We start from the raw sequence: 25,173 nt of genomic DNA on the forward strand, positions 1-25,173 counted from the left end.
CTATTCAAAGCAAAAATGCGTCAGCAGTCGGCTGTAGAGTTTTGCACCAGCTTCCAGTTGATCAAGCGTAATAAACTCGTTCACGGTATGAGCCTGCTGGATCGATCCTGGCCCTAAAACCACCAATTGCTCCAATTCGGTTAACATGGTGCCATCAGTCCCGTAGCTGACCGTTTCTGAAGCATTCGTCCCGGCCAACTGGCATATTCTTTGGACGAATGCCGATTCAGGATTCATGAACAGAGGTTGGCCACGTCGCACGACTTCCAGTTCAATCCCCAGTCGAGACGCAATCTGCTGCACACGCTCCACCAATGCTTCCGGAACCTGTCCCGGCATTGGGCGAAATGACACCGTGCACACGCTGCGAGCCGGCGTCATATTGACCACCGTGGTATGATCGTTAATACCGATGTTCCAACTGATCCAGGGAGGATCAAATCGCGGATCCAGCCACTGAGAATCAACGAGCGTTTCTTCGTGGATCGCTTTCATCTCATGAAGAAAATCGATCATGGCCAGATTCGCGTTGATCCCTTCGCGAGTGCTGGAATGAGCCGCTTTGCCATAAGAGATCGCCCGCAGGACGAACATCCCTTTATGAGCATGAACCACACGCAGTTCCGTTGGTTCCCCAATGATCCCGGCGGCTCCATCGTCGACCAACTGACGGTACAATCGGGAACGTGAGGCGACATCAGCCGCTCCATAAAATCCAATCTCTTCATCGGCTGTGGCCACCATCGAAATGGGAGCGGTTTGTTTGAGTGGGTCAATCTGTTCAACAGCTGCCATAAAAGCGGCTGCCGACCCCTTCATATCGCAGCTTCCCCGGCCATAGAGCCTGTCGCCCACAATTTCGGCAACGAAAGGATGTCCGAGTTCCGTTGCATTTCCCGGCCCCATCCAGCCTTCAGCAGGCACCACATCCGTATGACAAAAATAGGCCAGCCCACCGGCCTTGCCCCGAGTTTTTTGCGAAGCAGTGCCAGAGGATTCGCGTCGACCAATGAGGCTCGACTTCAATTCCCCGCGTGCGTCGTGGTAAGTCAGAACCTCTGTATGAAATTGGTGCTTTGATAGCCAGTCCTGCAAATACAATGTGGCCGCATGGTTGCTGTCCCGGCTAACCGTCGGCATCGCGACCAGATCTCTCGTGATGGCAATCGCACGCTGACACAGACTGGACATCGACACGCAAACACCTCTCTTCAAACATTCCTTTGATCGCCTGAAGATACTATGCCCGGTTGGTTCGGAGATTACTACCGCATTGTCAAATGCTGAAAAGCAGGATCGAACAGGTTGTTAAATCCGACAACGGAGGACGTTGCGCCGACATCAACCCGAAGACAAAGCCATGACACGGCACTACAAGGCGATTCACTTCAGGATGTGAGTTGATTGCGCGATCACCACGGAGCAAACTTACCGGGATGAGGTGAATTTTCTTAAATACAGACACAGGGGATCCCGGTGTCAATCGATCTGACGGTTGTTGAAAAATTAGGCTCGCTGGAACTTCAGGCACGTACGCTGGTGGACAGCGTGGCGACGGGGCGTCATTTGAGTTCGTCTCGTGGTTTTTCCATCGAGTTTGCCCAGTATCGTGAGTACACCCCCGGCGACGATCTGAGGTATGTCGATTGGAAGGTCTTTGGAAAGTCGGATCGGGTTTATCTCAAGCAATTCGATGATGAGACCAACTTCGGCTGCCAGATCCTGCTGGATGCCAGTGAATCGATGGTGTTTCAATCAAAGGATGCGCCGCTCAGTAAGTACAACTATGCCCGTTTGCTGGCGGCATCGTTGGGATATGTCGTGATTCAACAGCAGGATGCGGTTCGGCTCAGTACCTTCCGTTCGCAAGTGACTCCCGGGCCAACATTTGCCAGGAACTGGCCTGCGTACCGACAGATGCTGGCCGAAGTTGAAGCGGAAAAACCGGTCGGGAAGGGGCAATTTGCTTCCAGCCTGGCACATGCCACCGAGCGACTTGATCGACGATCCATCGTGGCGATCGTTAGCGATGGTTTAGACGATCTGGCCGCGATTATCGAAGGGCTACGCCATCTGCGTTTCCGTCGACATGATGTTCTGCTGATCCAGGTTCTTGACCCCGTTGAACGAACCTTCCCTTTGTCACAATGGACTCAATTTGAGGATCTCGAATCGTCGGAAGAGATCACACTGGATGCGAGGGGGATTCGCGATGCCTACCTGGCAGAATATCAACGTTTTCAAACAGGACTGACAGAAGCTTGTCAGGAGTTGAATATCGATCTGTTCGCCATTTCCACTGATATGCCGATGGATCATGTCCTGCGAGCTATTATTCAGAGAAACCCCAAGCTTTAACCTGAATTCTCAGGGAGTGTTGCGGGGTCGAGCGAACTATTGCCTCGTTGAAGCTCTTTAGAAAAGTTGAAAACAGCCGAAGTGGCCTATCGCCATTTTTTGCAGCAGGTGATTCCCTTTTTCCTGATATCTTGCGGGATCGAGTTCTATGGCTTGCTGGAGATATTTTCTGGCGGATGCCGTCTGTTGAATATCTTCATAGAATTGACCAACCAGATAATGATGGACAGCATCTGGGGCAAGTTTTAACATTTCCTGATAAGCGAACTCGGCTTCTTCGAGATGTCCCCGTTTACGCTCGTTGAACCCAATCCCCTGCCACGCACGAATCGCTTCATTTTCGTCGACCGATCCCCTTGCCAATTTCGTCGGGTCGATCGCAGCCAGACTCAATTGATACCACTCACTGGCCTCAGCCCACTTTCCTTGGGCTTCATAAATCGTGGCCATCAGATTTCGTATGGACGGTGATTGTATCTCTCTGGGAATGAGGCGTATGACTTCCAACGCTTCATCGGTTCGCCCCAGCATCGCCAACGACCTCGCACGATGACCGCGTTCCCCCGCTGTGGCGTCTCGTGAGAGTGGCTTTTCCACCTCTTGGGACAATTGAGAGACCTGCCGAGCAACCGTCTGGTGAATTCGCCGCAGTGGTTGGTTTTGCCATGTAAGATCGGCATTCCATGCCAGAAGATGATCCGCCACGATCAGGGCTTCGCCAAGACGGGACTGATCCAGCAGATCCGACAGACGTCGAGTCTCCTGAGAGACACGAAACTCGCTATAGACCATGGGTGGCATCACGAGCATGAGGCATGCCAGACAGACGTTCTCGTACCAGTTGCGACTGAAACTGTCGCCCCATATCTGCCATTGATTGAAGTGAATAATACTAAATAGAGCACTCATCCAAACGAGTGCGATGAGTGAGTGAATTGCGGGAATGGTCGTGGCAATTGGATTTGTCGAAAGGAACAACCCCAGTCCTGTCAAACTAAGCCCAATCAGAATGGTGAGCTTTCGACCGCAGTGTCTAAAAATTACTTGAGAACACAGAAATGCCAGCGGACTGGCACCGAGAAAATAAACCAGTGCCACATCGCTCCAGGCAAAACCAAGTTGCCGGCATAGAAACAGGCTGCTCCCTCCGACCAGCAACACGAGACTGGTGATTGCCAGAAAGTGAGAACTGGCCATTCTCATGAGAAGTTGCACGATGTTCATCGGGCAGACACCATGCCTGAGGACGTTGCCATGGGTTTCCGTTTCACAACCCGCCAAATCAATCCATCGTAGGCATAGTGGAGAAATGCCACGATGACGTTCATGAGCAACCAGAGCTGGAACCAGCCATGTTCAATCATCCAGCCGGCACTCCCCAGAATGATGATATAGATACCAATCGTGATCCCCCATCGTGGAGCCAGCCAGCCCATGACTCCCATCGACTCACCATTCTTAATTGCCCGCTGCTTGACCGACCAACCGACGATTGCAAGATACTCGGTGGCATGAAACAGAGCTGATAATGTGGTTAAAATCAGTGCTGTCTTTAACTGGTCTGTATGAACAGCCCATAATAAGCTGCTATAGAGCGCGAGCACACTCAGGAGATAACTGGTGCGTCCCGGATGCTGTCGTCGCGAACGGTAGATTTCTCGAATGAACATGCCGGCAGGAACTGTTAATGCCAGTAAATCCAGTAGTTTAAAATCCGCTTGCCCTCCGATATTCGAGAGTGTGGCCCCGGCCACACGAAAAATGACATACAGAAGGAATCCCCGTAATAGCCACTTTTCAAGGAAGAGTGGCCATCCGGTTAAATTCGGCCCAGACAATCGGCAGTAGATACGATAGATTCCATGATGTTGAGCCGAGAAATGCCACGCATTCCATAAGTAATCAATTGCTAGCAGGCAGGTTAGCTGACCTGTTACCAATAGCGTTCCTACGCAGAGCAGAGTGACAGCAATGGCCAGGCCGAGAAAAAGACGTGGGCGGTCTAAAAATCTCTCCCGATCAAGAAATACCAGTGCCAGCGTGATCCAGCGATGCGGCGTCGTCACAAAATAGATCTGCCAGAACTGAACTCGCCCCTGTCCTTCCAGTCCCATCGCTTCAGCTATGACCCATAAGACCACCCAGCCAAGATTTGCCAGAAAGAGAAGGTCAAGCCATGTCCCTAATAGCCACTGGCTTTGTTGGCTGGGAGCGAGGCCTTTAACCAAAATTCCGGAAGCCGGTCGTTGAGGTTTTGGCAATACGTGCGAAACACTCATCATTCAGGACTTAGGGGGTGTCACAAGGCTGATCGTCAGAACCGGTGAACTGTCAGGCCCGACATCAATGATCACTGGCGACTCCTGCACATTTGAGTAAATGCTGGGGATTTTCTGAGTTTCCTGAACACGCATGACTGGTTTTGACTGACTGCCATTTTCCTTGTCCGCATCATCCCCCGTATTGACAGGTTCATCCCAGACACTTTGATTGATCAGGACACGAAATTTGCCAGCCGAGGATCCATCTCCCTCTTCGTATGTCGAGATGATGAAGTGCCCTTGCTGGTCAATCTCACCCCCTGCGGCTTTTCCGGCCTGCTGTTCAAGGGGAATAAAGGAGATCGATCCGCCTCCTGACATGGGGAGACCATCAAGGAGCACGAGGCCTTTCACAGGATAGACAGGAACCCGGTCACTGCTACAGCCAACCACCAGCCAGACTAACAGTAGCGGGATATTGACTATTCGTAACACGTGGATCGCTTTCTATGAAATTGTCGTTATCAAGAGTTATCGGAAACGAAATCGGGGGTATCGCTCTTTCATTCACTTCAACTCTTCAACAATGCCTCAGTTAATATGATTCTTCTAGAATTCTCCATTCACTTCGCTGCCTGCGCGAGTTCCCAACCCCTGCCAGACGGCAAGGCTTATGTTTTCAGAGAAAAATCGCACACTTCCATCAGCCATAGCCCCTTGAACTCCCCCTTGATGATAGCTACGAGCGGCGGCATGCATTTGTGTATAGGGACTGCCAATCTGCACACAGGGCATACCTTCGGATGGCATTGTACGGCAACCCCAGACTCCATCCGGCACCGCACTATTCGGGCTGTTCTGCGTATTAAGAATGCTGGCTCCTGTCACTCCATAAGACCAGGTTCCGCGGGTATCTGCGGTTGAAGGGCCAGAAGCACTTGGCGTTCGGTATTTAAGTTCACTTAAGGCCAGGGTGTTGGAAGATCCGTCGGTCAGGTCTCGCATCCCGATCCGTGAATTGTTGCCGAACATCCCTCCAATAGTGCCATCGCTCGTATGGACGATTCCATACCCTCCCTTGCCATAGCTGGCACCATAGTTACCACGGGCAAGATCTTCCTGGTTTGTTCCGTTATCAAGCCGTTCAAGTGTCAGTGGATGTGACGGGCAGCCCGTAAAGGGCAACGGATTCATGCCGATCGTAATGTCCTGATTCACATACGCGGGGTTCCCGAACCAATCAACGGTCTCAGGTCGTTCATTCGCGATCTTGGCATATCCGTTGTAGTGAACGGCCTGCTCAAGATAGGGGAGTGATAGGATCAGCCAGTTTCCCATAATTCCCGGTGCCCCTCCACCATTGCGGCCATTCGGGTTATCTCCAAGTGGATTCACGGCACCAGGAGGGAATACAGTATGCGTGTCGTGATAATTATGTAGCGCCAGTGCCAGTTGTTTGAGATTATTTTTACACTGTGAACGCCGGGCGGCCTCTCTGGCCTGTTGCACTGCTGGTAAGAGCAGGGCAATGAGAACAGCTATGATGGCAATGACGACAAGCAGTTCAATCAATGTAAAACCACGATGTCTCATGACAGCATCCTTGGGAACAGGACTATTAGAAACAATTATTTTGCAGACCGACTGCAAAACACGGATAGAACCGAAAGTCATCAAAAAAACTCAAGCATGATTCAGGAACAGGCAGAATCGGTCGCTTGTCGTTATTAACAGAATTTTTCTGGACAGACATGTATGAATACATGTCTGTGACCGGCACGCTATGACAATTTGACGGGCGATGCCTTCACCTGAAAGCAGGTTTGAGTTGCCTCGTTTCGCTGATCGAGAACGGGCGAATAATCACAGACCTGTATCACCCCATTGGGTCGAAATTCGAGCAGACGCATCCAGCCGTCACCACCATTGGGCCTCACCTGATAGTTGACGAGCATCTGGTGAACGTCTCGGCCTGCCGGAGTCTGACTGGTCATTTTTCCCCAGCCATCATTCAAAACATGACCATTCAAAGTGAGAATGAAATTCTCATGCTGGCTGACCAGATGATCCCATAATTCGGTGCCATCCATCACATCGTCGCCAGTCGCTTTAGCAAGGGCATAATCATGAGGATTCCATGACTGCTTCTTGCCGTATTTTTTCCAGTCATAACGAGTGTCGTCGAAGTACATATAGGCGTGAGTGATGAGAATCGCTTCCCGGTCAGCATGTTTGCCCACGACTTCATTTGCCCAGCGGACAACATCTTTGCGGGGGCCAAACTCCAGGCACAACACCATGAATTTTCTGCCGCCGGCTTCAAAAAGATGGTAGCTATTTTCCGTCCGCTCTGGCTCTTGATCGTAAACACCTCCAAAGGTGGCAGTCTTCTCAAAGTCTGCTTTAGAAAAGTATTCAGAAAAGAGCGTTGTACGATCTGTAGCCCGCCCGCGTGTACTGTAGTCATGGTTCCCGGGAACCATGAAGTAAGGAACCTTTCCGTCAAGCTGACGCATAGCCGCTTGAGCGCGCTCCCACTCGATTTTCGCACTGGTATTGGTCACGTCTCCCAGGTGGAGCACACAGGCCATGTTTCTAGCCGTTTTCTGCTCAGCAATCCAACTCGTCTGAGCCAGGAATGTCTGGGGATGATGCTGACTGTAATTCTGAGTGTCAGGCAGCACCGCGATGGTAAAGGCTCCGTCTACCGGAAGGGGAGGAGCACCATTGACCAGCACGAAATCTGCGTAAGGGTTCTTTTTCGACTCTTTCTGTGCCAGCGCCCATGAGGTTGGGCAAGCAGCCAGAAATGTTCCCAAAGTTGCGGCTTTCAGCATCTCTCGTCGTGTTGACTCAAATGTCACTGCTTTGATCCTTGCCAGAAGAAACTGAAACTGTATGGCGGGAAGGTCGCCTACCAATCAGTGGATACAATATCCTTTCCTCTTTGAAGGGAAAGTGAGAGACGCTAACAAATTGAAATACTCATGAAAACTTCACTTAAATAAAGGTGTACTGGCTTTTAGTTCTCATGTTTTCTCTGAATTTCTATCAAGAAACTTTGATGATGCCCGATGATTTGGATATAAAATTCAAATCACGTTTACGGGAGAGATTTTATAAAATGTCCGATCACACCCTTGTGCCTGATAAAATCCGCGACGACTCCTGGCGAAAACGCTATCGACGTCTTCAGACTGAACTGACGAACGCCGAACGTCGAGCCGGCGACTATTTTGAAAGCCATGCCGACTCGGCTTATCTTTCCATCACGGAAGTGGTCGCGAACAGCGGCATTGGTTATGGCACAATCGTTCGCTTCTGCCAGAAGTTGGGATGCAAGGGCTTCCAGGAGTTTAAGCTCCTTTTGGCCGGTGATGCGGCAATTAACGCCGCTCGTTCTTCAGGCGATTCTGGCCTCAATGAAATCGACGAAGTCAAAACCCGGCTTCGTGCCGAACTGACCGAGACGCTTCGACTTTTGGACAATGAGAACCTTTATGCCGCTGCCGAGAGCCTGAATAGTTGCCGCAGCGTCATGATTGTCGGCGTGGCCAGTTCCGCGCCCATCGTACTCAGCCTGGCCTGGAAGTTATGCCGGATTGGAATCAATGCCCGCGCATCGACTGAAGGCTACATCATGGCGATCCAGGCAACGCTTCTGGGGCCAGATGACATCCTTTTTGCCGTTAGCGCCTCCGGAGCAACCAAGGATATTCTCCATGCGACGGATATCGCGAATTCGATGGGTGCCAAGGTGATCGCTCTCACCAATTTTTCCAGCTCGCCATTGAGCCAGAAATCATCGATTTCGCTGATCACGTCGTCGAGTCGCGATCCGCTGAAGGCTGAAATTCCTTCGATCATAGCCGGGGAAGCCGTTGCGGAAATCCTGCTTGATCGTCTGCTGTGCCTTGCGCCAGAACGACGCGAACACCTGATCAGTTCATCTCAGGTTGTCTCGGATCGAAAAATCTAAACCGGCTGAAAAAGGAATTGCGGCTGGAGGTTTGCTGGCTTTATGTGGCAGAGGCCTCAGTCGTCCGGCGGAATGAGACGCCATATTCAACAAACGATTCGCCAGGAATTTCTCGTGTGCGAACCACGCGTCCTTCTTTCCAGCGATAAGAACCGTCGGGCAATTTCAGGCCGATTTGAATCGTGGGGGTCTCAAAGGTCTGTGAGGAGACTAAACCGACTCCCCCTTGCGATATATTGAAAGCCACAGCGGTGCTCGCAGTCGGATGATCCGCGCTGGCTAACGGGTGATCTGGAGTTGTGACACAGACAATGACATTGGCATGAAAGCTTTTGCGTTCAAATTGACGGACAGCCCCATAAAGCTGTTGATCCCGCTCACCCATCCGTTCGAGCCACTTCATCATTCGCTCCAGAGTACGGGCCTGACGATCGCTCGATACGGTAGAGTAGGATGACATAACTCAAAACCTTGCCGCAGGATCTATTGCAGGAAAACACTCACATATCGGAAATGTGCCATCTGGAATCACTTGGTCAAATGGATTCTCTCAACTGGCATTCATTTTGAACCGAACTTCGCCATCAACTCACGCTTCTCACACCGCACATACAAAGAGAATCCTGCAACGAGAATCTCGTTTAATTAAGTGCTCATGTGTTTGATGGGTGCTGATGTGAGGCCACTTAAAGCAAGAACCATCAGAACGGTGTGCCCATCGTGCTGGGAGTTGTTCATGAAAACGGCGTGATGCCGTTGCTGGCACGATGAAGCCAAATATCCCCCCTCAGACGCTCTGATCGATAGGGGATAGGTATTCAAATCCCCCATGCCACGAAGGGGATTGACCTCAACAGAGATCTCGTTCAATCGATACAAACGGTTCGCCCCAGGTTTGCTGGACAGCCCCCGGATGCGCAATGGCCTGAGTGACGGTCAATGAGCTGTTTGCCAGATCAATGACTGTGCGGCTTTCCAGAGGAATGGCTTGTCCTTCGGGCGTCTGGACAACTTCAACGATGGGACGATCATAGAGTTCACCATTGCGGCGAATGACTTGAGCGATACTGCCGTCGCTTAAAGCAACCAGACTGCCAAGCGGGAAGAGGGACAGAACTTTGAGAAGTGCTCGGGTGGCCTCCGGGTCAACATCACGCGTGCGAGCCATCCTCAGGATCGTTTCCATGGCAGCATAAGGCATCAAGGCGGGACGCCACGCCCGGGGAGATGTCAAAGCAGTATAGGTATCGGCCACCGACAGAATTCTGGAGCACAGGTTGATGCGTTCAATTTGACGCTGCTTGGGGTAACCGCGCCCATTGGGCCGTTCGTGCACTTGATAAGCAATCACGGCTGTCTGAGTCGGAAGTCCGGTGGTTCGATCCAGAATTTCCGCCGTGTATTGAGAGTGTTTTTGAATCTGCAGGTGTTCATTGATGGTCAGAACACGGTCGGCATCCAGCAGATGATCGGGTAGTTTATACATCCCCCAATCGCAGACCAGACCGGTCACGCAGAGCCGCCGGCTATTATCTTCATCCAGACCCATTTCAATCCCGATCGCCATGGCCAGGACAGCCATTTTCAGCGAGTGATCAGCAAGATCGGGTTTCTTGGCCGCTTCCAGAACCACCGACAGAACGCAGTCCGTGTCCTGCATGGACTGGGCCAGGAACTGAGCCGCCATTTGTGCAACGGCCCCCCCCGTGTCATTGCGTCCTTGAAGGGCCTCTTTCACCAGGCCAGCCAGCTCGGCCTGCGTCTCGGACTTTAGGTTTGAGACATTTTCCTGGCGGTCGCGATTAAAAGCGGTGGCTCCATGCTTTCTAGCTCGTTCGCGAACCGCTGGCCCGCTGTTCTGCACTTGAAACAAGCCCTGCTCAATGACCTGATCAAGCTTTGCGGAAATTTCATCCGAACTGGCCAGACTGGATGTGGAACGCAGTTCGACATGGGACAGGTTCTGGACTAACGAATCAGAAGGGTGGGCCGAAACCCGGTGGACACCCATCGATTTCAGCCGCCGCTTGGCAGTGCCCGTCAGTTCCTGCCCAGCGGCAAGCAACAGACGCCCTTTCGTGTCATTGACAGGAAAAACCAGCGGTCGACCGACGATCAAATCGTCGATCGAGACTTCAAGCCGCGCGCTATCGGCATCATTCGTGGCGGCTTCGGAAGGGGGCGCCGTGATCACAGAAAACTCCCAACCCGTGTCCTCGGGGCGTTCGCTTTTAACTTGTGCCGTGTCACAGCTTGATTTGTCAGATTTCACACGCCGCATGTCCTCGGCTTCAGGACATGACAACGGGTTCAATCCAAATTCTGACCGTGACGATGTTCCTGGATGAATTCATTCGTCGTACAAATATACCTTATGAATTGGAATTGGCGGGCCAGCTGGTAGGGCTTTCCCCATGTCGGGAATTTCCATGATGGATGTTTGATCCACCTGTACCGGTTGCATCGAATTCTCGCAGAGAGAGTTTTCTCTTCGGGATGGTTCTTCCCGGCTGCCGGATGCGTTACTTTCTCCGCTCAGTGATTCCCTAAGGGATCGTTTAACGGTTGATTCAGTCGACTGCCCGGATGCGGCAAGGATTTAAGCAGGCAATACGCATGAAATTCGATGTCTATGGTGTGGGCAACGCGATTACAGATATCCAGGCCCGGATCTCTGATGAGCTTCTGGAAAAAATCGGTTTCACCAAGGGCGTCATGACGCTGGTGGAGTCGGATAAGCAGGCCCATGTGTTAGCCAGCCTCCAGGGGCTTCCTGTCAACCGCTGTGCTGGCGGTTCGGCATCCAACACGATTGCCGGGATTGCCGATTTTGGCGGACAAGCGGCCTATGCCGGAAAGCTCGCCAATGATGAAATTGGCAAATTCTGGCTCAGTGATATGCAGGCATTGGGAGTCACTGTTGATACTCCTTCAGGTGAAGGGGTCTCGGGAACATCGGTGATTCTGATTACCGAAGATGCTCAGCGGACAATGCTCACTCATCTGGGGATTTCGGCAACCCTGGGGCCAGATGACTTGAATGAAGCACAAATTGCGGCTTCACAGTATGTCTATGTCGAGGGGTATCTCTTTACAGGAGACAGCACCAGAGCTGCTGCTTATCGTGCGATTGAACTGGCGAAAAAGCACGGGGTGAAGGTGGCATTTACGGTTTCTGATCCGTTTTTGATTCATCTCTTCCGAGAGGAATTTCTGAAGCTGATTGCCGGGCCGGTTGACCTGCTGTTCTGCAATCTGGAAGAAGCCCGCAGTCTGACAGGAAAGACGGAACCTGTGGATTGCGCCCAGCAGTTGCATCATCTGGCTGCTGATGTGGCATTGACCCTGGGTGGTGATGGCTCGCTGATTTTGCGAGACAATCAGGTGATTCCCATTGAAGCAACACCCATCAAGCCGATCGATACCACCGGGGCGGGGGACATGTACGCGGCTGGAATTCTTTATGGCCTAACCAACGGGTTATCTTACCGGCAATCAGGTCACCTGGCCTCACAGGCTGCCGGGCGTGTGGTTTCCCAGCTCGGTGCCCGGCTAGCCCGCAAATTTACACCAGAAGAAGTCAAACGCTTTGCCAGTCTGTAAGACGTTTTTCAGTAAGACTTTTTCTCACAGGGCGTATTCTTTGTGACAGATGAGGCCGCTTTGGGGCAGGTTGGCAAGTGATCAGGGTGTCAGAAAACAGGCCTTCTTGCCCCATATAGAAACAGGATCTTGCTTCGCTCTGCGCCGTCGGGTTTACTGCCAGTATTCGACATTTTGTCTCGACACCTTTCCTGGCTCGAGAAGGGAATCTCGTGTTAAAACGCTCCTCCTTCGATTTCTGCCATGCTGTCCGGAGGCTCTGTGAAGACATTGCGATTCGATTGCCTGAATTTCGGCATATCGATATGGATCAAGTGGCCGTTGGCTTCGCTCAGGCTCGCCGGAGTGTGTCGTATGGCTTGCAGGCCAAACTGACTCCCATGCGGTTTGAAAATGGCACTTTGGTCACGAGGCGCGGGCGACACAACTGGACAATTCGCCGGCTGTTTTCTGGTGAGCAGGAAATCCTTTACATCCTCACGTTCTATCTGCCAAGATTTCAGGAGCAATCGTTTCGGGAAAAACTGATCACCGTTTGCCACGAACTCTACCACATCAGCCCGACATTCAATGGAGATATCCGGCGGCTGGATGGACGCTACCATGTCCATAGCCACAGCCAGCATGAATATGATCGGCAGATGGGGGAACTGGTTGATAAGTATCTGCAACTGGGGCCACCAGCTGAGCTATGGCATTTTCTGAAGTTCAACTTTCGTGAACTGGAACAGGAGTATGGGTCAGTTGTCGGGCTGAAGATCCCCATTCCCAAAATGCTGCGGATCCCCGATCTGCGGACAGCCTGACTAAATGCCAAAGCCCTGGTTTCGTGTGGTTGCAAGCGGGCACGGGATGGCTCATTCTTGAGGCAGGATCATCTCTTTTTTGCGGAAGAACTCAGCCATGACAGCCAAGCCAGCCGTTGCCATCATCGGAGCCAGTGCCGATCGCTCCAAGTATGGAAACAAGTCCCTCAGGGCACATCTGGCCCAGGGATATGATGTTTATCCCGTGAATCCCAAAGGTGGGGAAATAGAAGGCCAGGAAGTCTTCAGGAGTCTGACGGATATCAAAGTGCCGTTACAGCGAATCTCGATGTATGTGCCACCACCAGTTGGCTTGGCATTGCTGGATGAGATCGTGAAAGCGAATCCTGAAGAGTTATGGCTGAACCCGGGAAGTGAAAGCGACGAACTCTATGAAAAAGCAACCGCACTGGGACTGAACGTCATCATTGCCTGTAGCATTATCGACATTGGAACAACGCCGACAGAGTTCGGGGAATAGCGTTGCGACCTCATCAATAAGCTCTGCTCTGATAGAAGCGGATTTGATGCCGTCGTTTCCAACGGCAAGAGAACACGCCGCAATACTTTTCTGTAGACAGTCGGCTTTAGTAGATAGTCAGCTTTATAAGAACCTATCCAACAACACTCCCTCGCCCGCTTGCGGGAGAGGGCCGGGGTGAGGGGCATTAACCTTTGCATTTGAGATAGCTATCAATCATAAATCGTCGATGGCTATCTGCTCCCTTTCATCGAGAGCCACGCGTCGCCCCCTCATCCGGCCTGCGGCCACCTTCTCCCTCAGGGAGAAGGATTAAACTCCCGCTTGCGGGAGTTGTGCGCGATGAATCCCCATCATGCTGTTCGATCAGTTCACTGAGAATGATCCGGGGCATGTCGCGTTGTGTGATAGGCCATCGGGTGATTGGCCACAGAGTTCTGCCCCACCGAATAGGCCAGGCCCGCTTCCAGTCCTGCGGGGGAACTTGTCCCGGAGGATGATTTTTCCTGAGCAGGCCACCATCTGGCCAGCCAAAGTCCCAGATCATCCCAGAGCGAATAAGCGACCGGTGTCAGTAGCAGGGTAAGAAGCAGCGACAAGGCTTGTCCTCCCAGGATCACCTTGGCCATCCCCGCACGGGCAGCGGCTCCCGGCCCTTCGCCCATGGCCATGGGGATCATTGCCGCCACCAGCATCACCGTGGTCATCATAATGGGGCGGAGGCGAGTTCGGTTGGCTTCCAGAATCGCTTCATCACGCGGCAAGCCCCGTGCCCGGAGGACATTGGTGTAATCCACCTGAAGAATCCCGTTTTTCTTCACGATCCCGAACAGCATAAAGAGTCCGAACATCGCATAAATATCCAGGCTCGTTCCCAGCATGATCAACGAAAGAATCGCAAAGGGGATTGTCAAAGGCAAGGAAAGGAGGATGGTGATCGGGTGGACAAAGCTTTCAAACTGAGCCGCCAGAATCATGTACATGAACACGATTGACAGGACAAATGCGATAAAGAAGTACCCCAGCGCATCCCCCATGTCCCGAGCCTGGCCAATGAATTCCCAGCGGTAATCTGCGGGAAGATCCATCGATTTGACATACTCCGTCAGTTCATCGACCGCGGTTCCCAATGCGTATTTTTCCAGATTGGCCATCACCACCACCTGCCGCTGGCGCGAGAAGCGTTCGATGGTGCTGGGGCCATAAGCGTCTTCAAAACGTGCAACGTTCGCTAATTCCACCACTCCATTAGGCGTTTTGGTCGAAGGAACCATCAGGCGTGCGATCTCGGCGGAGCTGGCCCGGTTAATTCGTTCCGCTCGCAGCCACACATCGTATTGTTGATCGGCTTCCTTATATTTCGTGACCGGCAGACCGCCCACGAGAACATTCCCCGTTGCGGAAATGGCAGCCATCGAGACCCCTAATTCCGAAGCCCGTTCACGCAGTGGCAGCACACGCAACTCGGGCTTGTTGAGTGCCAGACTGGTGTCGACATCGACATAGTGCTTGCGTTGCTTCATCCAGGCCATGATCTGGTCGGAATATTCTTTCAGCTTGTCCATATCGGGGCCGCGCAGATTCAGATCGATGGCAACTTGCCGAATACCGGTCGCCTGAATGACGGCAACATCCTGAACGGCTGCCCGCAGGTCGGGATAATCTGCCAGAACTTTGCGGGCCTCGCTCATCACGTCGAACTGCGTGTAATCTCGCTCATGAATCGGCAGGATTCGGTAGTAAATCGTGGCCTTGTTGACCTCTCCCTGACCTTTCGTAATCCGCCCTGTTGTGTCACCAATCGTGATGAAAGAATTTGTCACACCCCGGACGCGGCGAACCTTCTGGTCGAGTTCAATCAGGACTTCGTCAGCACGGCTGAGGGTGTAGTCTTCGGGGAGCGTCACAGAGACTTCAAATTCGCTCTGATCGTCCTTGGGGACAAAGTCTTTTCCCACAATCATGAATAAGGCGGGCGTGGAAAGGAGCACCAGAAAAGAGGTGGCCACCACGACCCAGCGGTGCTTCATCGCCAGACGGAGAATCCAGTCGTAGGCGGCAAGAATTCCCTTCCAGACGAATCCCCCTTCCGTATGAGGGATGTCTTCCAGCTTCAAAAATCGAGAGCAGAGCATCGGAGTCATGGTGAAGGAAATCGCCATGCTCATCAGAATCGAGAAGCCGACCACGTAACCAAAGCTGGAAAAGAATCGGCCAACAATTCCACCCATGAAGACCACCGGAACAAAGATCACCAGGAGCGACATGGTCGTCGCAATCACTGCCAGTGCGATTTCTGCGGTCGCTGACCGGGCGGCTTCCATCGCACTGAGCCGATACTCCTGCATGTGACGGAAAATATTCTCATGCACCACCACGGCATCATCCACCACAATCCCCACCGCGAGGATCAGTCCCAGCATGGTGATGTTGTTAATGGTGAAGCCCATGAACTCCATGAAGGCAAACGTCGCAATCATCGACGTGGGAATCGAAAGCGCGGCAATCACCGTTGTCCGCCAATCCCGCATGAAGAGAAGAATCGTCAAGCTGACCAGCACAGCGGCCAGAACCAGATGAACCTGCACTTCGTGCATGGAGTTTTCGATAAAGCGGGACTGATCGCGGATGATCTCCATGTGGATGTCAGGGGGAACGACTGCCGCTAATTCATGCAGACGTTTTTTGACTTCATGAACGACTTGAACGGTATTAGTTCCCGACTGCTTCTGGATCACCAGACTGACAGCCGCATTGCCGACGGCATTGAGGTTGTCACCATCAGGAGACCGACTCCACAAACGACTCAGGCCCCGGGGTTCTTCGATGGAGTCTTCAACTCGGCCGACATCACGAATCCGGATGGCCTGGCCCCCCCGGTTGGCAATGATGAGATCCGCGAATTCTTCGGGGGTTTTCATGCGGGCCATCGTTCGCAGAACGACTTCACTGGTGCCACGATCAACGCGTCCCCCGGGTTGTTCCTGATTCTCACGAATGAGTGCCAGCCGCACATCTTCAATGGTGAGATTTTCAAATTTCTGGAGTCGATCAGGATCAATCCAGACATTTACCGCCCGCTGTCGGCCCCCGACCATGGCAACCGATCCCACGCCCGGAACCGTTTCTAAAATTTCCTTGATCTGCCGGCGGGCAATCTCCGTAATCTCACGGTCATCACGCTGGCCGGAAACGGCGACCGTCAATACCGGAGTCGCATCGACGGCGAACTTATCAATGATGGGCGGGTCAGTCCCCTCGGGCAGTTGCGTGAGAATGGTACGGACTTTGGCATCAACTTCCTGAGCCGCGATATTACCGTCTTTATCGAGATCAAACCCGATAACAACCTGGGATGTTCCTTCTTTGGTGGTTGATTTCAGTTCATCGATACCGGAGACGGTATTGACGATTTCTTCGATGGGTTTGGTGACCCCCGTTTCCATTTCCTCCACGCTCGCGCCACGAAGCGTGGTGGTGATCGTCACCATCGGCACGTCGACATTCGGAAAAAGCTCGACCCCCAGTCCGGGATAGGCCGCCAGTCCGAGAACAACCGGAGCCGCGATCAGCATCGTGGTGAAAATGGGCCTGCGAATGCAAACTTCCCAGAGCGTCATGGCTGAACTCCTGGACGAGCTGTTGTCGCTGGAGCATCAGTCGCTGTGGCGTTATTGGATGTGGCGTTATTGGCTTGGGTGTTAGTCGCCGGTGCGTTCAAAGTTGTGGGCGCGGGGCCTGTTTCGGTTTGTGTGGCAGTGGGATCGCCGGCTGCGGTTCGCACTCGAACGGTTCGACCACCCGAAAGCTGAGACTGTCCGGAAGTCACAACCAGATCACCTGTGGAAAGGTCTCCTTTGACTTCGACCCAGGGGATCATGCTCTTTTTCGTTGAGCGATGGCCCGGATGATCACTTTCGGGAAGTCGCTCAATGCGCTCTCCGACCGTGACCAGAACTTCGCGAACGCGATTTTCCGAATTCATCACAAACAGCTTCACCACACCGGCAAAGCGGACGATGGCTGATTCCGGCACCATCAGAGCCGTGGGGTTGTGGTCGATGAGAATCTCGGCAACTCCAAATGATCCCGCTTTCAGGCGCCGGTCTTCGTTGGGAACTGTGATTTCCGTTTCAAAAGTCCGGCTGCTTCGCTGAATGGTGGGATTCACTCGTTTCACACGGCCAGCAAATTTCTCACCAGGATAGGCTTCCACCTGAATCTCGACCTGTTGACCGACCTTCACCTGGCCGACAGTTCGTTCGGGAAGTTGAGACTTCAGCTTTAACGGATGCTCCATGACCAATAAGAAAAGAGGCGAGACTTGTGTGGCAATGACATTTTCCCCTTCGGAAACATGCCGTTCAGCGATGGTCAAAGCCGGGCTGCAAGGCACCTTCGTGCCCCCAGGAATTGTGGAATCTTCCAGGCAGGTGAGAGAAGGCACCACGACTCGCGTGTCAGCCAATCGTTTTTGAGCCGTCTTTAAGAGAGCCACCCGCTGACGGATGGTGGCCAATGTTTCACCAGCGGTCAGTCGCTGCTGCTGGACATCGACGATCGCGACATGATGGTTGGTTTCGGCTTTCTCCAGATCGTCTTGAGTGGTCACTTTCTGCGTGGCCAATTGACGAACACGATCAAGAATCTGCTGGGCATTGCGTTCGAGCAGTTTGGCTTTTTGAATCGCAGGCAGCTGTTCGATGTCGAAATTTTCGTTGGGAACCGTTTTCAAGCCGATCTTGGCCAGTTCCAATTCCAGGCTACCCTGTCCTTCATTGACAGCAAGCTGAGCATCCTGCGGGTCAATTTCCAGAAGTAGGTCACCGGGAACGACTTGATCGCCAACATCTTTATGAATCGCCAGAATGCGACCGCCAACCTGTGGACTGACGCTGACTTCCTCATAACCTTCAAGTGTCCCCACGGCCTTGATCCGTCGTTGAAGGTCAATAATCTCTGCCGGTTGAATCGTCACTGCCACGGGAGGAAGTTCTTCAACTCTCTGCTGCGTTCCTGTAACGGCCGGTTTGAGTGAGTCACCGTTTGCCTTTTGATCATGCTGCTGAGGCAGCATTGGCAAGACCCACCAGCCGACTCCCAGAGCCATGATGAGGATAAAGCCAGCAATGAGTAACCACCCCCCACTCCTGGAGCGTGCCGGAGTGTCGAGCGGGACGGGGGAGGGAGCCGTTGTCACATTTGTGGTCGTGGACAAAATCGAAGTCCTGCTGGCGATCGCTTTAATAGAAGACCGAAATTTCCGGGACTCGTAAGGAGACCTTTTTAATTCACGAGTTCCTGGTTTCCGGGATTGAAGGCCGCTCCTGGGGCAAATGGCTGTGGTCAAGCTGTGAGGGTTCTTCCTGTAGCCAGGTCTCATGGCCAAGCGGTGTGAGCAGACCCAGATAAAGGAGCTTGACGATTTCCCGTGTCTGTTCTGCCGGGTCAGCCGGTCGCCCGGACATGTAATTGGAGAACATGGTTCCATAGATTAAGTCCCCGACAACAGTGTGGAGACTGTCGACAGGGAGATCGCGGAGGATCCCTGCCTCGACCAGGTTAATGACAAGATCATCCCATCGGCCACAGGACTCTTGATCCCGTTTGTCAAAATAGGTTGCCCCGCCTTGCTTAAAGTGACACCGCTCCAGAACCATGAGTTCAATGACTTGCGGGTTCTGCTGGAAGAATCTCAGGTAAGCTTCAATCACCAGCGGGATCTGACGGAGCAAGCTGATTTCTCGGGGAACCGCTTCATCCAAGGCAACGGCCAGACGACCAACTTCACTCTGCACGGTGGCCAGAAAGAGGGCCTGTTTAGTTGGGAAATAACGGTAGACAGTTCCTTTACCAACTCCCAGCCGCTCGGCTAACTCCTGCATATCGGCGTCGGCAAAGCCTTTTTCAGCAAACAATAGTGCTGCGGCAGAAAGAATTTCGGCTTCACGCTGTTCGCGAAGTTGTGGATTGGGTGGACGTCCGACTTTGGCAGCTTGGTGAGGCATAACCGAGTGGCGATATTTAGTGTTGTTGAAGATGGATTATTAATCGGACCGGTCAGTCAATAAATATGCCCGACAGATCGTACTGTCAAGATCAATTGATCAGGTCATCAGGAATCGAGTGAGGTTGTGAAGAGAAACCCCCGCATAAAAACAGAACCTGATGACAAACAAAAAATCCGTCAGCTTTTGCGACACTTCGCATCATGATGTGGGTTAAGTCGACAGACAGTCATCTCCCGTCAAACAATGTCATGCACGGAAAGCGCGGGGCACTAGGCAGCTGCGGATTCTCAATGAGTTTCTGAGAATCGCTCTGTGGGCAGATGACACGTTCTCTACAAGGCCCTTCGATTTTCAGGAGAGATGAATGAGTACAATTCGTGCTGCACTGGTTCCAGCCGCCCGCTGGATGGTTGTGATGACCGGAGTTGCCCTTTTGACCGTATCAACCGCTCAGGCTCAACCTGGTGGTGGCGGGCGAGGCGGTTTTGGCGGCGGGGGTTTTGGTGGTGGCGGGGCATCCGGCCTGCTGATGATTCCAGAAGTCCAGACAGAACTGAAAGTCACAGACGAGCAAAAAACAAAGCTTCGCGAAGCCATGCAGGGGCAGCGCGAAGGGGGAGCGAACTTCCGTGATATGAGCCGGGAAGAACGCGAAAAAGCCATGCAGGAACGGACAGCCAAGCTGACCGCATCGATCAAGTCAGTTCTCACACCTGAGCAGTTTACCCGCTTGGAAGAGCTTCAGGTTCAGCGCGCTGGTGTGGAAGCTTTGTCGCAGCCCGCTGTAGCCGAAAAGCTGGGTCTGACCAGCGATCAGAAAACGAAGATCGAAGAAATCCGCACAGCCAGCCGTCCCAACATCCAAGGCAACTTCCAGGATATGAGCCGAGAAGAACGCACCAAGATGATGGAAGAAATGCGTACCAAGCGAACAGAATCTCAGGCCAAGATTCTGGAAGTTCTGACAGCTGAACAGAAAACCAAGTTTGAGACACTCAAGGGTGCCTCGTTCACCTTCCCTGAAGGGGGTGGCTTTGGTGGTCGTGGTGGTGCAGGTGGTCGACCAGGACGTGGCGAAGGTCGTCCCGGCGGAACCCGTCCTGCTCCAACTCGTCCCGCTAATGATGATCTCTAAACCGACCCATCGTGATGACATGACACGCTTCGATCTTTGAAGCATGCAAAAAACTCAACCCGGTTTCGTCCCCCCTGACGAGGCCGGGTTGTTTTATTGAGAATCTGTCATCGCTTGAAAACCTGCTCGGTAATTGGGGCATTGCAGATTTCCCCTGTTGTGATAAATCGAACGAACTCGTTTATTGAGTCCGCCTGCGCCACGTTTTGCCGTGGCCGACTCATCAAAGATGGGCGGTGGAGCATCCACCAGGCGAGCTAATTCAGCGTAGTAGTTTTGCCGCTGGACAGGCTCCTGATCGACTCCCAGAACCAATTCCGGGCCGCCTTCGAGCAAAAGCTGAATCGCAAGTTGAACAGCGTCAGCTTGATAAATGAGGTTCAGCCAGGCGTCTCCCCGTCCTGCGATGGGTGTCTTGTTCTTGAGGGCTTCGACTTTGGCGAGCAGCCGGCCTGGCCCATAAATCCCAGCCAGTCGTAAAATAGTGCAGCTTTCGGAGCCGATGACGCGACATAAGACATCTTCGGCTCTGGCACAGATCTCGCCACCTTCCGTGTTGGGTGCGACCGGAGTGGTTTCATCGACCCAGCGGCCGTCATCGAATCCCCAAACGCTCGTGCTGGAGATGTAGACCAGTTGATGAGGAGGGGTCTTAAGAGCCGCCAGAGCGTTGGTGATCCCTTGAATGTAAACCACGTCTTTGCCTTGAGGTGCCGTCCTGTCATAACCGACAGCCCAGAGCACGCGTTTTGCCTGAGGAATCGCAGCCAGTGAGCCAGGATCACACACGTCAGCAATGACCGGCACGATCCCTTCCGCCGTGAGTTGCTGACTCCTCTCTTGACTGCGAGTAACAGCAGCACAAGTGATGCCACGGGAGACGAGTTCCCGCGCAAGAGGCAGGCCAAGATAACCACACCCAAAAATCAGAGTATCAACAGAAAATGACATGGGAAACCGATGATGATGTTCGTTGATGGTGTCGTGACAATCAAATCAGCCTGACTCAATGCAAACTATCTGAGGCGATTCAGCTTGAAAGACTTGCCTGAAAGTGCCTCTTTGGCCAGCTTTCCCCAGTAGGGAGTTGGTGTGTAGTCCCACCCGGTGATCATGACGGGTGACGCTTTCGGATGAAAAGAGAATCCTGTCCAGTGCAACTGATGCTTCTGGATCAATCCCAGCATCTCGGGCATCCAGGTCTCGGCATCTTCCTGAGCCTCAGCGGGGATGAACGTCATCTTTTTGATGTCGGCACCGACTTCTCCCACGAAGATCGGATGCTTTTCAGCCACACGAAGCACCTTACCTGCCCAATCTCGTTTCCAGGGATAGATATGGGTGGAATAGACAATTCCGTGGCCTTGAGGATCAGACAACCCATAGCCGTCTGCAATACCTGACAAGTCATACGCCCAATCCAGACCACCAACTATGACGATGTTCTTCGCCCCAGTTGATCTGACGGCATCGAGCAGCGCCTGCATCCCTAACGACTGAAACCCTCGCTGTGCATTTTCCTTATCTTCGGGAGACAGAAAGGCATTCTCATCAGCATTGGCAGCCTGAGATTTTTCAGCCACAAATCCCCCATTGCGCCAGACTTCCCAAGAGACGCCGTGGGGTTCATTGAACAGGTCGAACAACACGGCCGGGTGATTTTTGTAGCGGGTGGCAGCGTCGACCCAGAACTTTCCATGGATGGCTTGTGGCGCCCGGAACCGATGGAGATCCAGCACGACATAAGCCCCGCGATTGGCTGCCAATGTGATGACGCGATCGACAAGTCGGCGGTATGACTCGCCTTGATCTTTCTGGCCGGGGCCATTGCCAAACCAGTATTCTTCTTTGACTGGCAGGCGGATGACATTCGACTTCCAGTCTTCAATCGCCACCAGCGTGGATTTCAAGACCCGTTCGCCCGTCACTGACCATTCCAGGCTGACCACATTGACTCCCTGTAACCAGACTGGCTGACCGCTGGAATCAAGAATCCTGTTGCCGGAAACATGCAGCTCTTTGGGCCACGAAGCACGCTGTGGTTCTTCTTCGGGAACGATCGCGGCTTTAGCTTCTTCAGCCGCTTGCCTGGCACGAGCCAGAAGAGGTTCTGCGTCAACCGGCCGAAGGACAAGGTCATCCAGATCGAACGTCCCTCGAGTGACTTGCAGGAGTGCGGGCATCAAATCGAGAGAAATCGCCTGCTCAGGAACAATAAACTCCACCTTGCGGCTTACCCAGCCTTCGGTGTTGCTTCTGGAATAGGGCGCCGAAGGACTCTCTTTCAGTTTTTTTCCGGCAACATCTTTAAGCTCCAGCATCATGCGGGCATCGAACCAGGGTTCTTTACCGGGTTTTAAGTCGCTGATACGCTGCCGCCATGTCAGTTCCAAAGCCCGGGTTTGCGGCGGAAGATCAATGGTGCGATGCACCAACTGCGTCTGCCCGGGCTGTGTGACCTGCAAACGAAAGAAATGATTGTTCTCTTCCTCCAGCCAACTCATCCCAGCCTTGGGACTTCCCCATTGATCGGGCCAGTCGCCCGCTTTGCGTGGAGTTTCAAAATTGCCATTCCCAATCAGATTCTGAGACTTTTCCCACTGTGCTGACGCTTTGGCTCGGCGTTTTATGGCCTCTTTCTCCTGTTTCTCTCGCAAAGCCGTTTCTGCCAGTTTCGCCTGAGCTTCAAGAGGAGCCGCGTCTGTTGGTTCCAGACGAATATCATCAATATCCATCACGCCGCGTTCCACTTGCAGCAGAGAGGGCATGATTTCCAGTGTGTGAGCATCGGTCGGAACCAGAAAGCTCAGGCTTTGCTCTAACCAACCGTCAGTGGCTGTCCGACGATGCGGAGCTGAGGGTGCACCAGTTAACTTTTTTCCGTTGGCATCTTTGAACTCCAGCATGATCCTTGCATCGAACCAGGCTTGTTTTCCGGGTTTAATCTCATTCACACGCCAGCGCCATGTCAGCTTCAGTGCCCGCAAATCACGGGGCAGATTCACAGATCTGTAAATCACGACACTTTGTCCGGGAGCCTCGACATTCAATCGCAGAAAACGATGATCGTCCTCTGTGACCCAGGCAACACCCGATTTCCCACGTGCCCAATCATCAGGCCATTGATCCTGATTTTTGTCGACTTCAAAGCCACCGTTGGTGATCAGATTTTGAAGGAGTTTCTCTTCAGCCGGAACCGCATGTGATGTTCCAAAAACAGCCAGGCACATGACAGCCAGACAGATTGCCGTGACAAGTCCCCGGGGAAGATGCCCTGGGAAATTGATCCGGCCAATGGCTGAACGCTGACCGCAATGACTGAGGCTTTGCCACATAGGATTTCACTTTTCCGAACGGAAAGACAGGAACAGTGGCAGAGTGACTGAATAGCGGCCCCAGTGACTCTTCACGCGCAATATCAAACAAAATGCCGGGGCATGGTGAGAGACTCCCATGCCGCACTGTTGATGATTGACCAGAATCCGGCTTTGGTTACAGGGCGTTTAGCCATTGACCAACACGACTGTGCAATTGGCTGTTGGGAATGACGTCCTGAAAACCTGCTTCGCGTGCTGCGCGCAGCAAGTCACCCGCCACATGGGGACAATAGCCAACCACAGCAATCTGATGCAGCTTGCACCATTCCGCGAGAGCCGCAATGCTCTGCGGGATGACCGTTAAATCCGCAATGCACAACGACACGGTACTTGTTGGCGTGGTGTTTGTTTGAACGAGAGCCTCAAAGACTTCTGGCCGAAACGACAGTTGTTGCTTGACAGGTCGACCACATTCCCGCGCCGTCGCATGGATGGCAGAAGCCAAAGTCAGATCTTTGGCAATCAGCACCACCATTCCGTTTGGTGTGGCTTCAGAATTCGCTGGGAGAGACGTGGGGCTGGACATCCGGTGGCGACCTCAAACGATTATCGGAACTGATCACAGTCACGGGCGCCCGCCGCGATCAGAAAAAAGTCACTTCGTGAACGATCCGGGATCTTGCACACGAAGCGACTTTTCAATCATGGCCTCTATTAAGCCGTGTTAAGAGCATGCCGTGATTTAGAGCGGGGTTCGATGGAAGTGGACATGCTTCCAACCGCCGGACTGCTTTTGCCAAACACGCGTTTCCATGGCCCCGACGGTCACCGGGCTTCCTGCGCCATCAAGCTTCTGCACCAGACGTGTGTAGCAGACGACAGCGCTATCGCCCATCACGCGGACATGTGCCGAAGCAATTGTCGACTGCCTAGCCGGCTTCGTGGGTGTACCGGGCAACTGGAAGTAGAAATGATGAAATGGCAAGCCGCCGACCAAATGTCCCAGGGCTTCTGGCTCAAAACACGTAATACTGGGATCGCACAATTTCGCATAAGCATCCCAGTCACCACGGTCTATGGTGGTCAGGAGTTGCTGGCTGAGGGCAAGAAGTTCTTCGGTGACAGACTGATCCGTGGACATAGGTCACTACTCAAGATGACAAAAAAAGCACGATAGCATGAGAAGCCGACGCAGCGTTCTCGTGAGCCGCAGGGGCTGCCA

Annotated in this window: 21 protein-coding genes; 6 read left to right on the forward strand and 15 right to left on the reverse strand. The window is 52.9% G+C overall.

All coding sequences use genetic code 11. The features are described from left to right. The gene (locus SH287x_RS10875; protein WP_479514335.1) at nucleotides 1-1,191 is read right to left on the reverse strand and encodes a M20 family metallopeptidase; all 1,191 of its coding nucleotides are present in this window, start codon (nucleotides 1,189-1,191) and stop codon (nucleotides 1-3) included. Nucleotides 1,192-1,476: 285 nt separating this feature from the next. Between SH287x_RS10875 and SH287x_RS10880 the strand changes: the two genes are divergently transcribed. Then, nucleotides 1,477-2,358 (forward strand): DUF58 domain-containing protein, encoded by an 882-nt coding sequence (locus SH287x_RS10880; RefSeq protein WP_479514336.1) that lies wholly within the window; start codon nucleotides 1,477-1,479, stop codon nucleotides 2,356-2,358. Nucleotides 2,359-2,415: 57 nt separating this feature from the next. On the opposite strand, the gene SH287x_RS10885 is transcribed toward SH287x_RS10880, so the two are convergent. From SH287x_RS10885 to SH287x_RS10905, 5 genes are all read right to left on the reverse strand, one after another. Continuing rightward, a complete protein-coding gene (locus tag SH287x_RS10885) occupies nucleotides 2,416-3,582 on the reverse strand; it encodes a tetratricopeptide repeat protein (protein ID WP_479514337.1) in 1,167 nt (388 codons plus the stop codon). Continuing rightward, nucleotides 3,579-4,586, reverse strand: coding sequence for a hypothetical protein (locus SH287x_RS10890; RefSeq protein ID WP_479514338.1), 1,008 nt, complete (start codon nucleotides 4,584-4,586; stop codon nucleotides 3,579-3,581). The genes SH287x_RS10885 and SH287x_RS10890 overlap by 4 nt, the downstream gene beginning before the upstream one ends. 54 nt (nucleotides 4,587-4,640) lie before the next feature. After that, entirely contained in the window at nucleotides 4,641-5,114 is a 474-nt protein-coding gene (locus SH287x_RS10895) for a hypothetical protein (protein ID WP_479514339.1), read from the reverse strand. A 114-nt stretch (nucleotides 5,115-5,228) separates the two neighbouring features. Next, entirely contained in the window at nucleotides 5,229-6,212 is a 984-nt protein-coding gene (locus SH287x_RS10900; RefSeq protein WP_479514340.1) for a DUF1559 family PulG-like putative transporter, read from the reverse strand. Nucleotides 6,213-6,400: 188 nt separating this feature from the next. Beyond that, nucleotides 6,401-7,483, reverse strand: coding sequence for a metallophosphoesterase (locus tag SH287x_RS10905; RefSeq protein WP_479514341.1), 1,083 nt, complete (start codon nucleotides 7,481-7,483; stop codon nucleotides 6,401-6,403). 260 nt (nucleotides 7,484-7,743) lie between these two features. Between SH287x_RS10905 and SH287x_RS10910 the strand changes: the two genes are divergently transcribed. Next, nucleotides 7,744-8,598 carry a MurR/RpiR family transcriptional regulator gene (locus SH287x_RS10910; RefSeq protein WP_479514342.1) on the forward strand — a complete coding sequence of 285 codons (855 nt, stop codon included), beginning with the start codon at nucleotides 7,744-7,746 and terminating at the stop codon, nucleotides 8,596-8,598. 40 nt (nucleotides 8,599-8,638) lie between these two features. Here the strand turns inward: SH287x_RS10910 and SH287x_RS10915 are convergent, their stop codons facing one another. Continuing rightward, complete coding sequence (locus SH287x_RS10915) at nucleotides 8,639-9,058, reverse strand: PilZ domain-containing protein (protein WP_479514343.1); 420 nt, start codon at nucleotides 9,056-9,058, stop codon at nucleotides 8,639-8,641. A gap of 390 nt (nucleotides 9,059-9,448) precedes the next feature. Beyond that, the gene (locus tag SH287x_RS10920; RefSeq protein ID WP_479514344.1) at nucleotides 9,449-10,879 is read right to left on the reverse strand and encodes an HD-GYP domain-containing protein; all 1,431 of its coding nucleotides are present in this window, start codon (nucleotides 10,877-10,879) and stop codon (nucleotides 9,449-9,451) included. Nucleotides 10,880-11,214: 335 nt separating this feature from the next. On the opposite strand from SH287x_RS10920, the gene SH287x_RS10925 reads away from it, so the two are divergent. The 3 genes from SH287x_RS10925 (at nucleotide 11,215) to SH287x_RS10935 (ending at nucleotide 13,488) form a co-directional block, all read left to right on the forward strand. Beyond that, nucleotides 11,215-12,201: an adenosine kinase gene (locus SH287x_RS10925; protein ID WP_479514345.1), complete on the forward strand. Its 987-nt coding sequence runs from the start codon at nucleotides 11,215-11,217 to the stop codon at nucleotides 12,199-12,201. Nucleotides 12,202-12,413: 212 nt separating this feature from the next. Then, nucleotides 12,414-13,007, forward strand: a complete 594-nt coding sequence (locus SH287x_RS10930; RefSeq protein WP_479514346.1) for a putative metallopeptidase — start codon at nucleotides 12,414-12,416, stop codon at nucleotides 13,005-13,007. 97 nt (nucleotides 13,008-13,104) lie between these two features. Beyond that, a complete protein-coding gene (locus SH287x_RS10935) occupies nucleotides 13,105-13,488 on the forward strand; it encodes a CoA-binding protein (RefSeq protein WP_479514347.1) in 384 nt (127 codons plus the stop codon). A gap of 371 nt (nucleotides 13,489-13,859) precedes the next feature. Here the strand turns inward: SH287x_RS10935 and SH287x_RS10940 are convergent, their stop codons facing one another. The 3 genes from SH287x_RS10940 to SH287x_RS10950 all read right to left on the reverse strand — a co-directional run bounded on the left by SH287x_RS10940 (nucleotide 13,860) and on the right by SH287x_RS10950 (nucleotide 19,496). After that, a complete protein-coding gene (locus SH287x_RS10940; RefSeq protein WP_479514348.1) occupies nucleotides 13,860-17,108 on the reverse strand; it encodes an efflux RND transporter permease subunit in 3,249 nt (1,082 codons plus the stop codon). Next, on the reverse strand, nucleotides 17,105-18,706 hold the full coding sequence (locus SH287x_RS10945) for an efflux RND transporter periplasmic adaptor subunit (protein WP_479514349.1): 1,602 nt from the start codon (nucleotides 18,704-18,706) through the stop codon (nucleotides 17,105-17,107). The genes SH287x_RS10940 and SH287x_RS10945 overlap by 4 nt, the downstream gene beginning before the upstream one ends. A 73-nt stretch (nucleotides 18,707-18,779) precedes the next feature. Then, nucleotides 18,780-19,496 (reverse strand): TetR/AcrR family transcriptional regulator, encoded by a 717-nt coding sequence (locus SH287x_RS10950; protein ID WP_479514350.1) that lies wholly within the window; start codon nucleotides 19,494-19,496, stop codon nucleotides 18,780-18,782. Nucleotides 19,497-19,863: 367 nt separating this feature from the next. Here SH287x_RS10950 and SH287x_RS10955 point away from each other — a divergent pair, with 367 nt between their 5' ends. After that, nucleotides 19,864-20,634, forward strand: a complete 771-nt coding sequence (locus tag SH287x_RS10955) for a DUF4890 domain-containing protein (RefSeq protein ID WP_479514351.1) — start codon at nucleotides 19,864-19,866, stop codon at nucleotides 20,632-20,634. 93 nt (nucleotides 20,635-20,727) lie between these two features. Here SH287x_RS10955 and SH287x_RS10960 read toward each other — a convergent pair whose 3' ends face one another. From SH287x_RS10960 to SH287x_RS10975, 4 genes are all read right to left on the reverse strand, one after another. After that, nucleotides 20,728-21,585: an NAD-dependent epimerase/dehydratase family protein gene (locus tag SH287x_RS10960; protein WP_479514352.1), complete on the reverse strand. Its 858-nt coding sequence runs from the start codon at nucleotides 21,583-21,585 to the stop codon at nucleotides 20,728-20,730. A gap of 65 nt (nucleotides 21,586-21,650) precedes the next feature. After that, the gene (locus tag SH287x_RS10965) at nucleotides 21,651-23,969 is read right to left on the reverse strand and encodes a glycoside hydrolase family 5 protein (RefSeq protein WP_479514353.1); all 2,319 of its coding nucleotides are present in this window, start codon (nucleotides 23,967-23,969) and stop codon (nucleotides 21,651-21,653) included. A gap of 157 nt (nucleotides 23,970-24,126) precedes the next feature. Further along, nucleotides 24,127-24,537 (reverse strand): hypothetical protein, encoded by a 411-nt coding sequence (locus SH287x_RS10970; protein WP_479514354.1) that lies wholly within the window; start codon nucleotides 24,535-24,537, stop codon nucleotides 24,127-24,129. Nucleotides 24,538-24,693: 156 nt separating this feature from the next. Then, nucleotides 24,694-25,092: a DUF4440 domain-containing protein gene (locus tag SH287x_RS10975; RefSeq protein WP_479514355.1), complete on the reverse strand. Its 399-nt coding sequence runs from the start codon at nucleotides 25,090-25,092 to the stop codon at nucleotides 24,694-24,696. Between the last annotated feature and the right edge of the window lie 81 nt (nucleotides 25,093-25,173).

It is taken from the genome of Planctopirus sp. SH287, from assembly GCF_056500625.1.

What these genes read in the sequence shown, in the direction of transcription:
- SH287x_RS10885 (WP_479514337.1), bottom strand. Translation starts at nt 3,582, where the DNA reads ATGAACATCGTGCAACTTCTCATGAGAATGGCCAGTTCTCACTTTCTG.
- SH287x_RS10975 (WP_479514355.1), bottom strand. Translation starts at nt 25,092, where the DNA reads ATGTCCACGGATCAGTCTGTCACCGAAGAACTTCTTGCCCTCAGCCAG.
- SH287x_RS10925 (WP_479514345.1), top strand. Translation starts at nt 11,215, where the DNA reads ATGAAATTCGATGTCTATGGTGTGGGCAACGCGATTACAGATATCCAG.
- SH287x_RS10940 (WP_479514348.1), bottom strand. Translation starts at nt 17,108, where the DNA reads ATGACGCTCTGGGAAGTTTGCATTCGCAGGCCCATTTTCACCACGATG.
- SH287x_RS10970 (WP_479514354.1), bottom strand. Translation starts at nt 24,537, where the DNA reads ATGTCCAGCCCCACGTCTCTCCCAGCGAATTCTGAAGCCACACCAAAC.
- SH287x_RS10950 (WP_479514350.1), bottom strand. Translation starts at nt 19,496, where the DNA reads ATGCCTCACCAAGCTGCCAAAGTCGGACGTCCACCCAATCCACAACTT.
- SH287x_RS10965 (WP_479514353.1), bottom strand. Translation starts at nt 23,969, where the DNA reads ATGTGGCAAAGCCTCAGTCATTGCGGTCAGCGTTCAGCCATTGGCCGG.
- SH287x_RS10960 (WP_479514352.1), bottom strand. Translation starts at nt 21,585, where the DNA reads ATGTCATTTTCTGTTGATACTCTGATTTTTGGGTGTGGTTATCTTGGC.
- SH287x_RS10920 (WP_479514344.1), bottom strand. Translation starts at nt 10,879, where the DNA reads ATGCGGCGTGTGAAATCTGACAAATCAAGCTGTGACACGGCACAAGTT.
- SH287x_RS10900 (WP_479514340.1), bottom strand. Translation starts at nt 6,212, where the DNA reads ATGAGACATCGTGGTTTTACATTGATTGAACTGCTTGTCGTCATTGCC.
- SH287x_RS10915 (WP_479514343.1), bottom strand. Translation starts at nt 9,058, where the DNA reads ATGTCATCCTACTCTACCGTATCGAGCGATCGTCAGGCCCGTACTCTG.
- SH287x_RS10910 (WP_479514342.1), top strand. Translation starts at nt 7,744, where the DNA reads ATGTCCGATCACACCCTTGTGCCTGATAAAATCCGCGACGACTCCTGG.
- SH287x_RS10875 (WP_479514335.1), bottom strand. Translation starts at nt 1,191, where the DNA reads ATGTCCAGTCTGTGTCAGCGTGCGATTGCCATCACGAGAGATCTGGTC.
- SH287x_RS10955 (WP_479514351.1), top strand. Translation starts at nt 19,864, where the DNA reads ATGAGTACAATTCGTGCTGCACTGGTTCCAGCCGCCCGCTGGATGGTT.
- SH287x_RS10935 (WP_479514347.1), top strand. Translation starts at nt 13,105, where the DNA reads ATGACAGCCAAGCCAGCCGTTGCCATCATCGGAGCCAGTGCCGATCGC.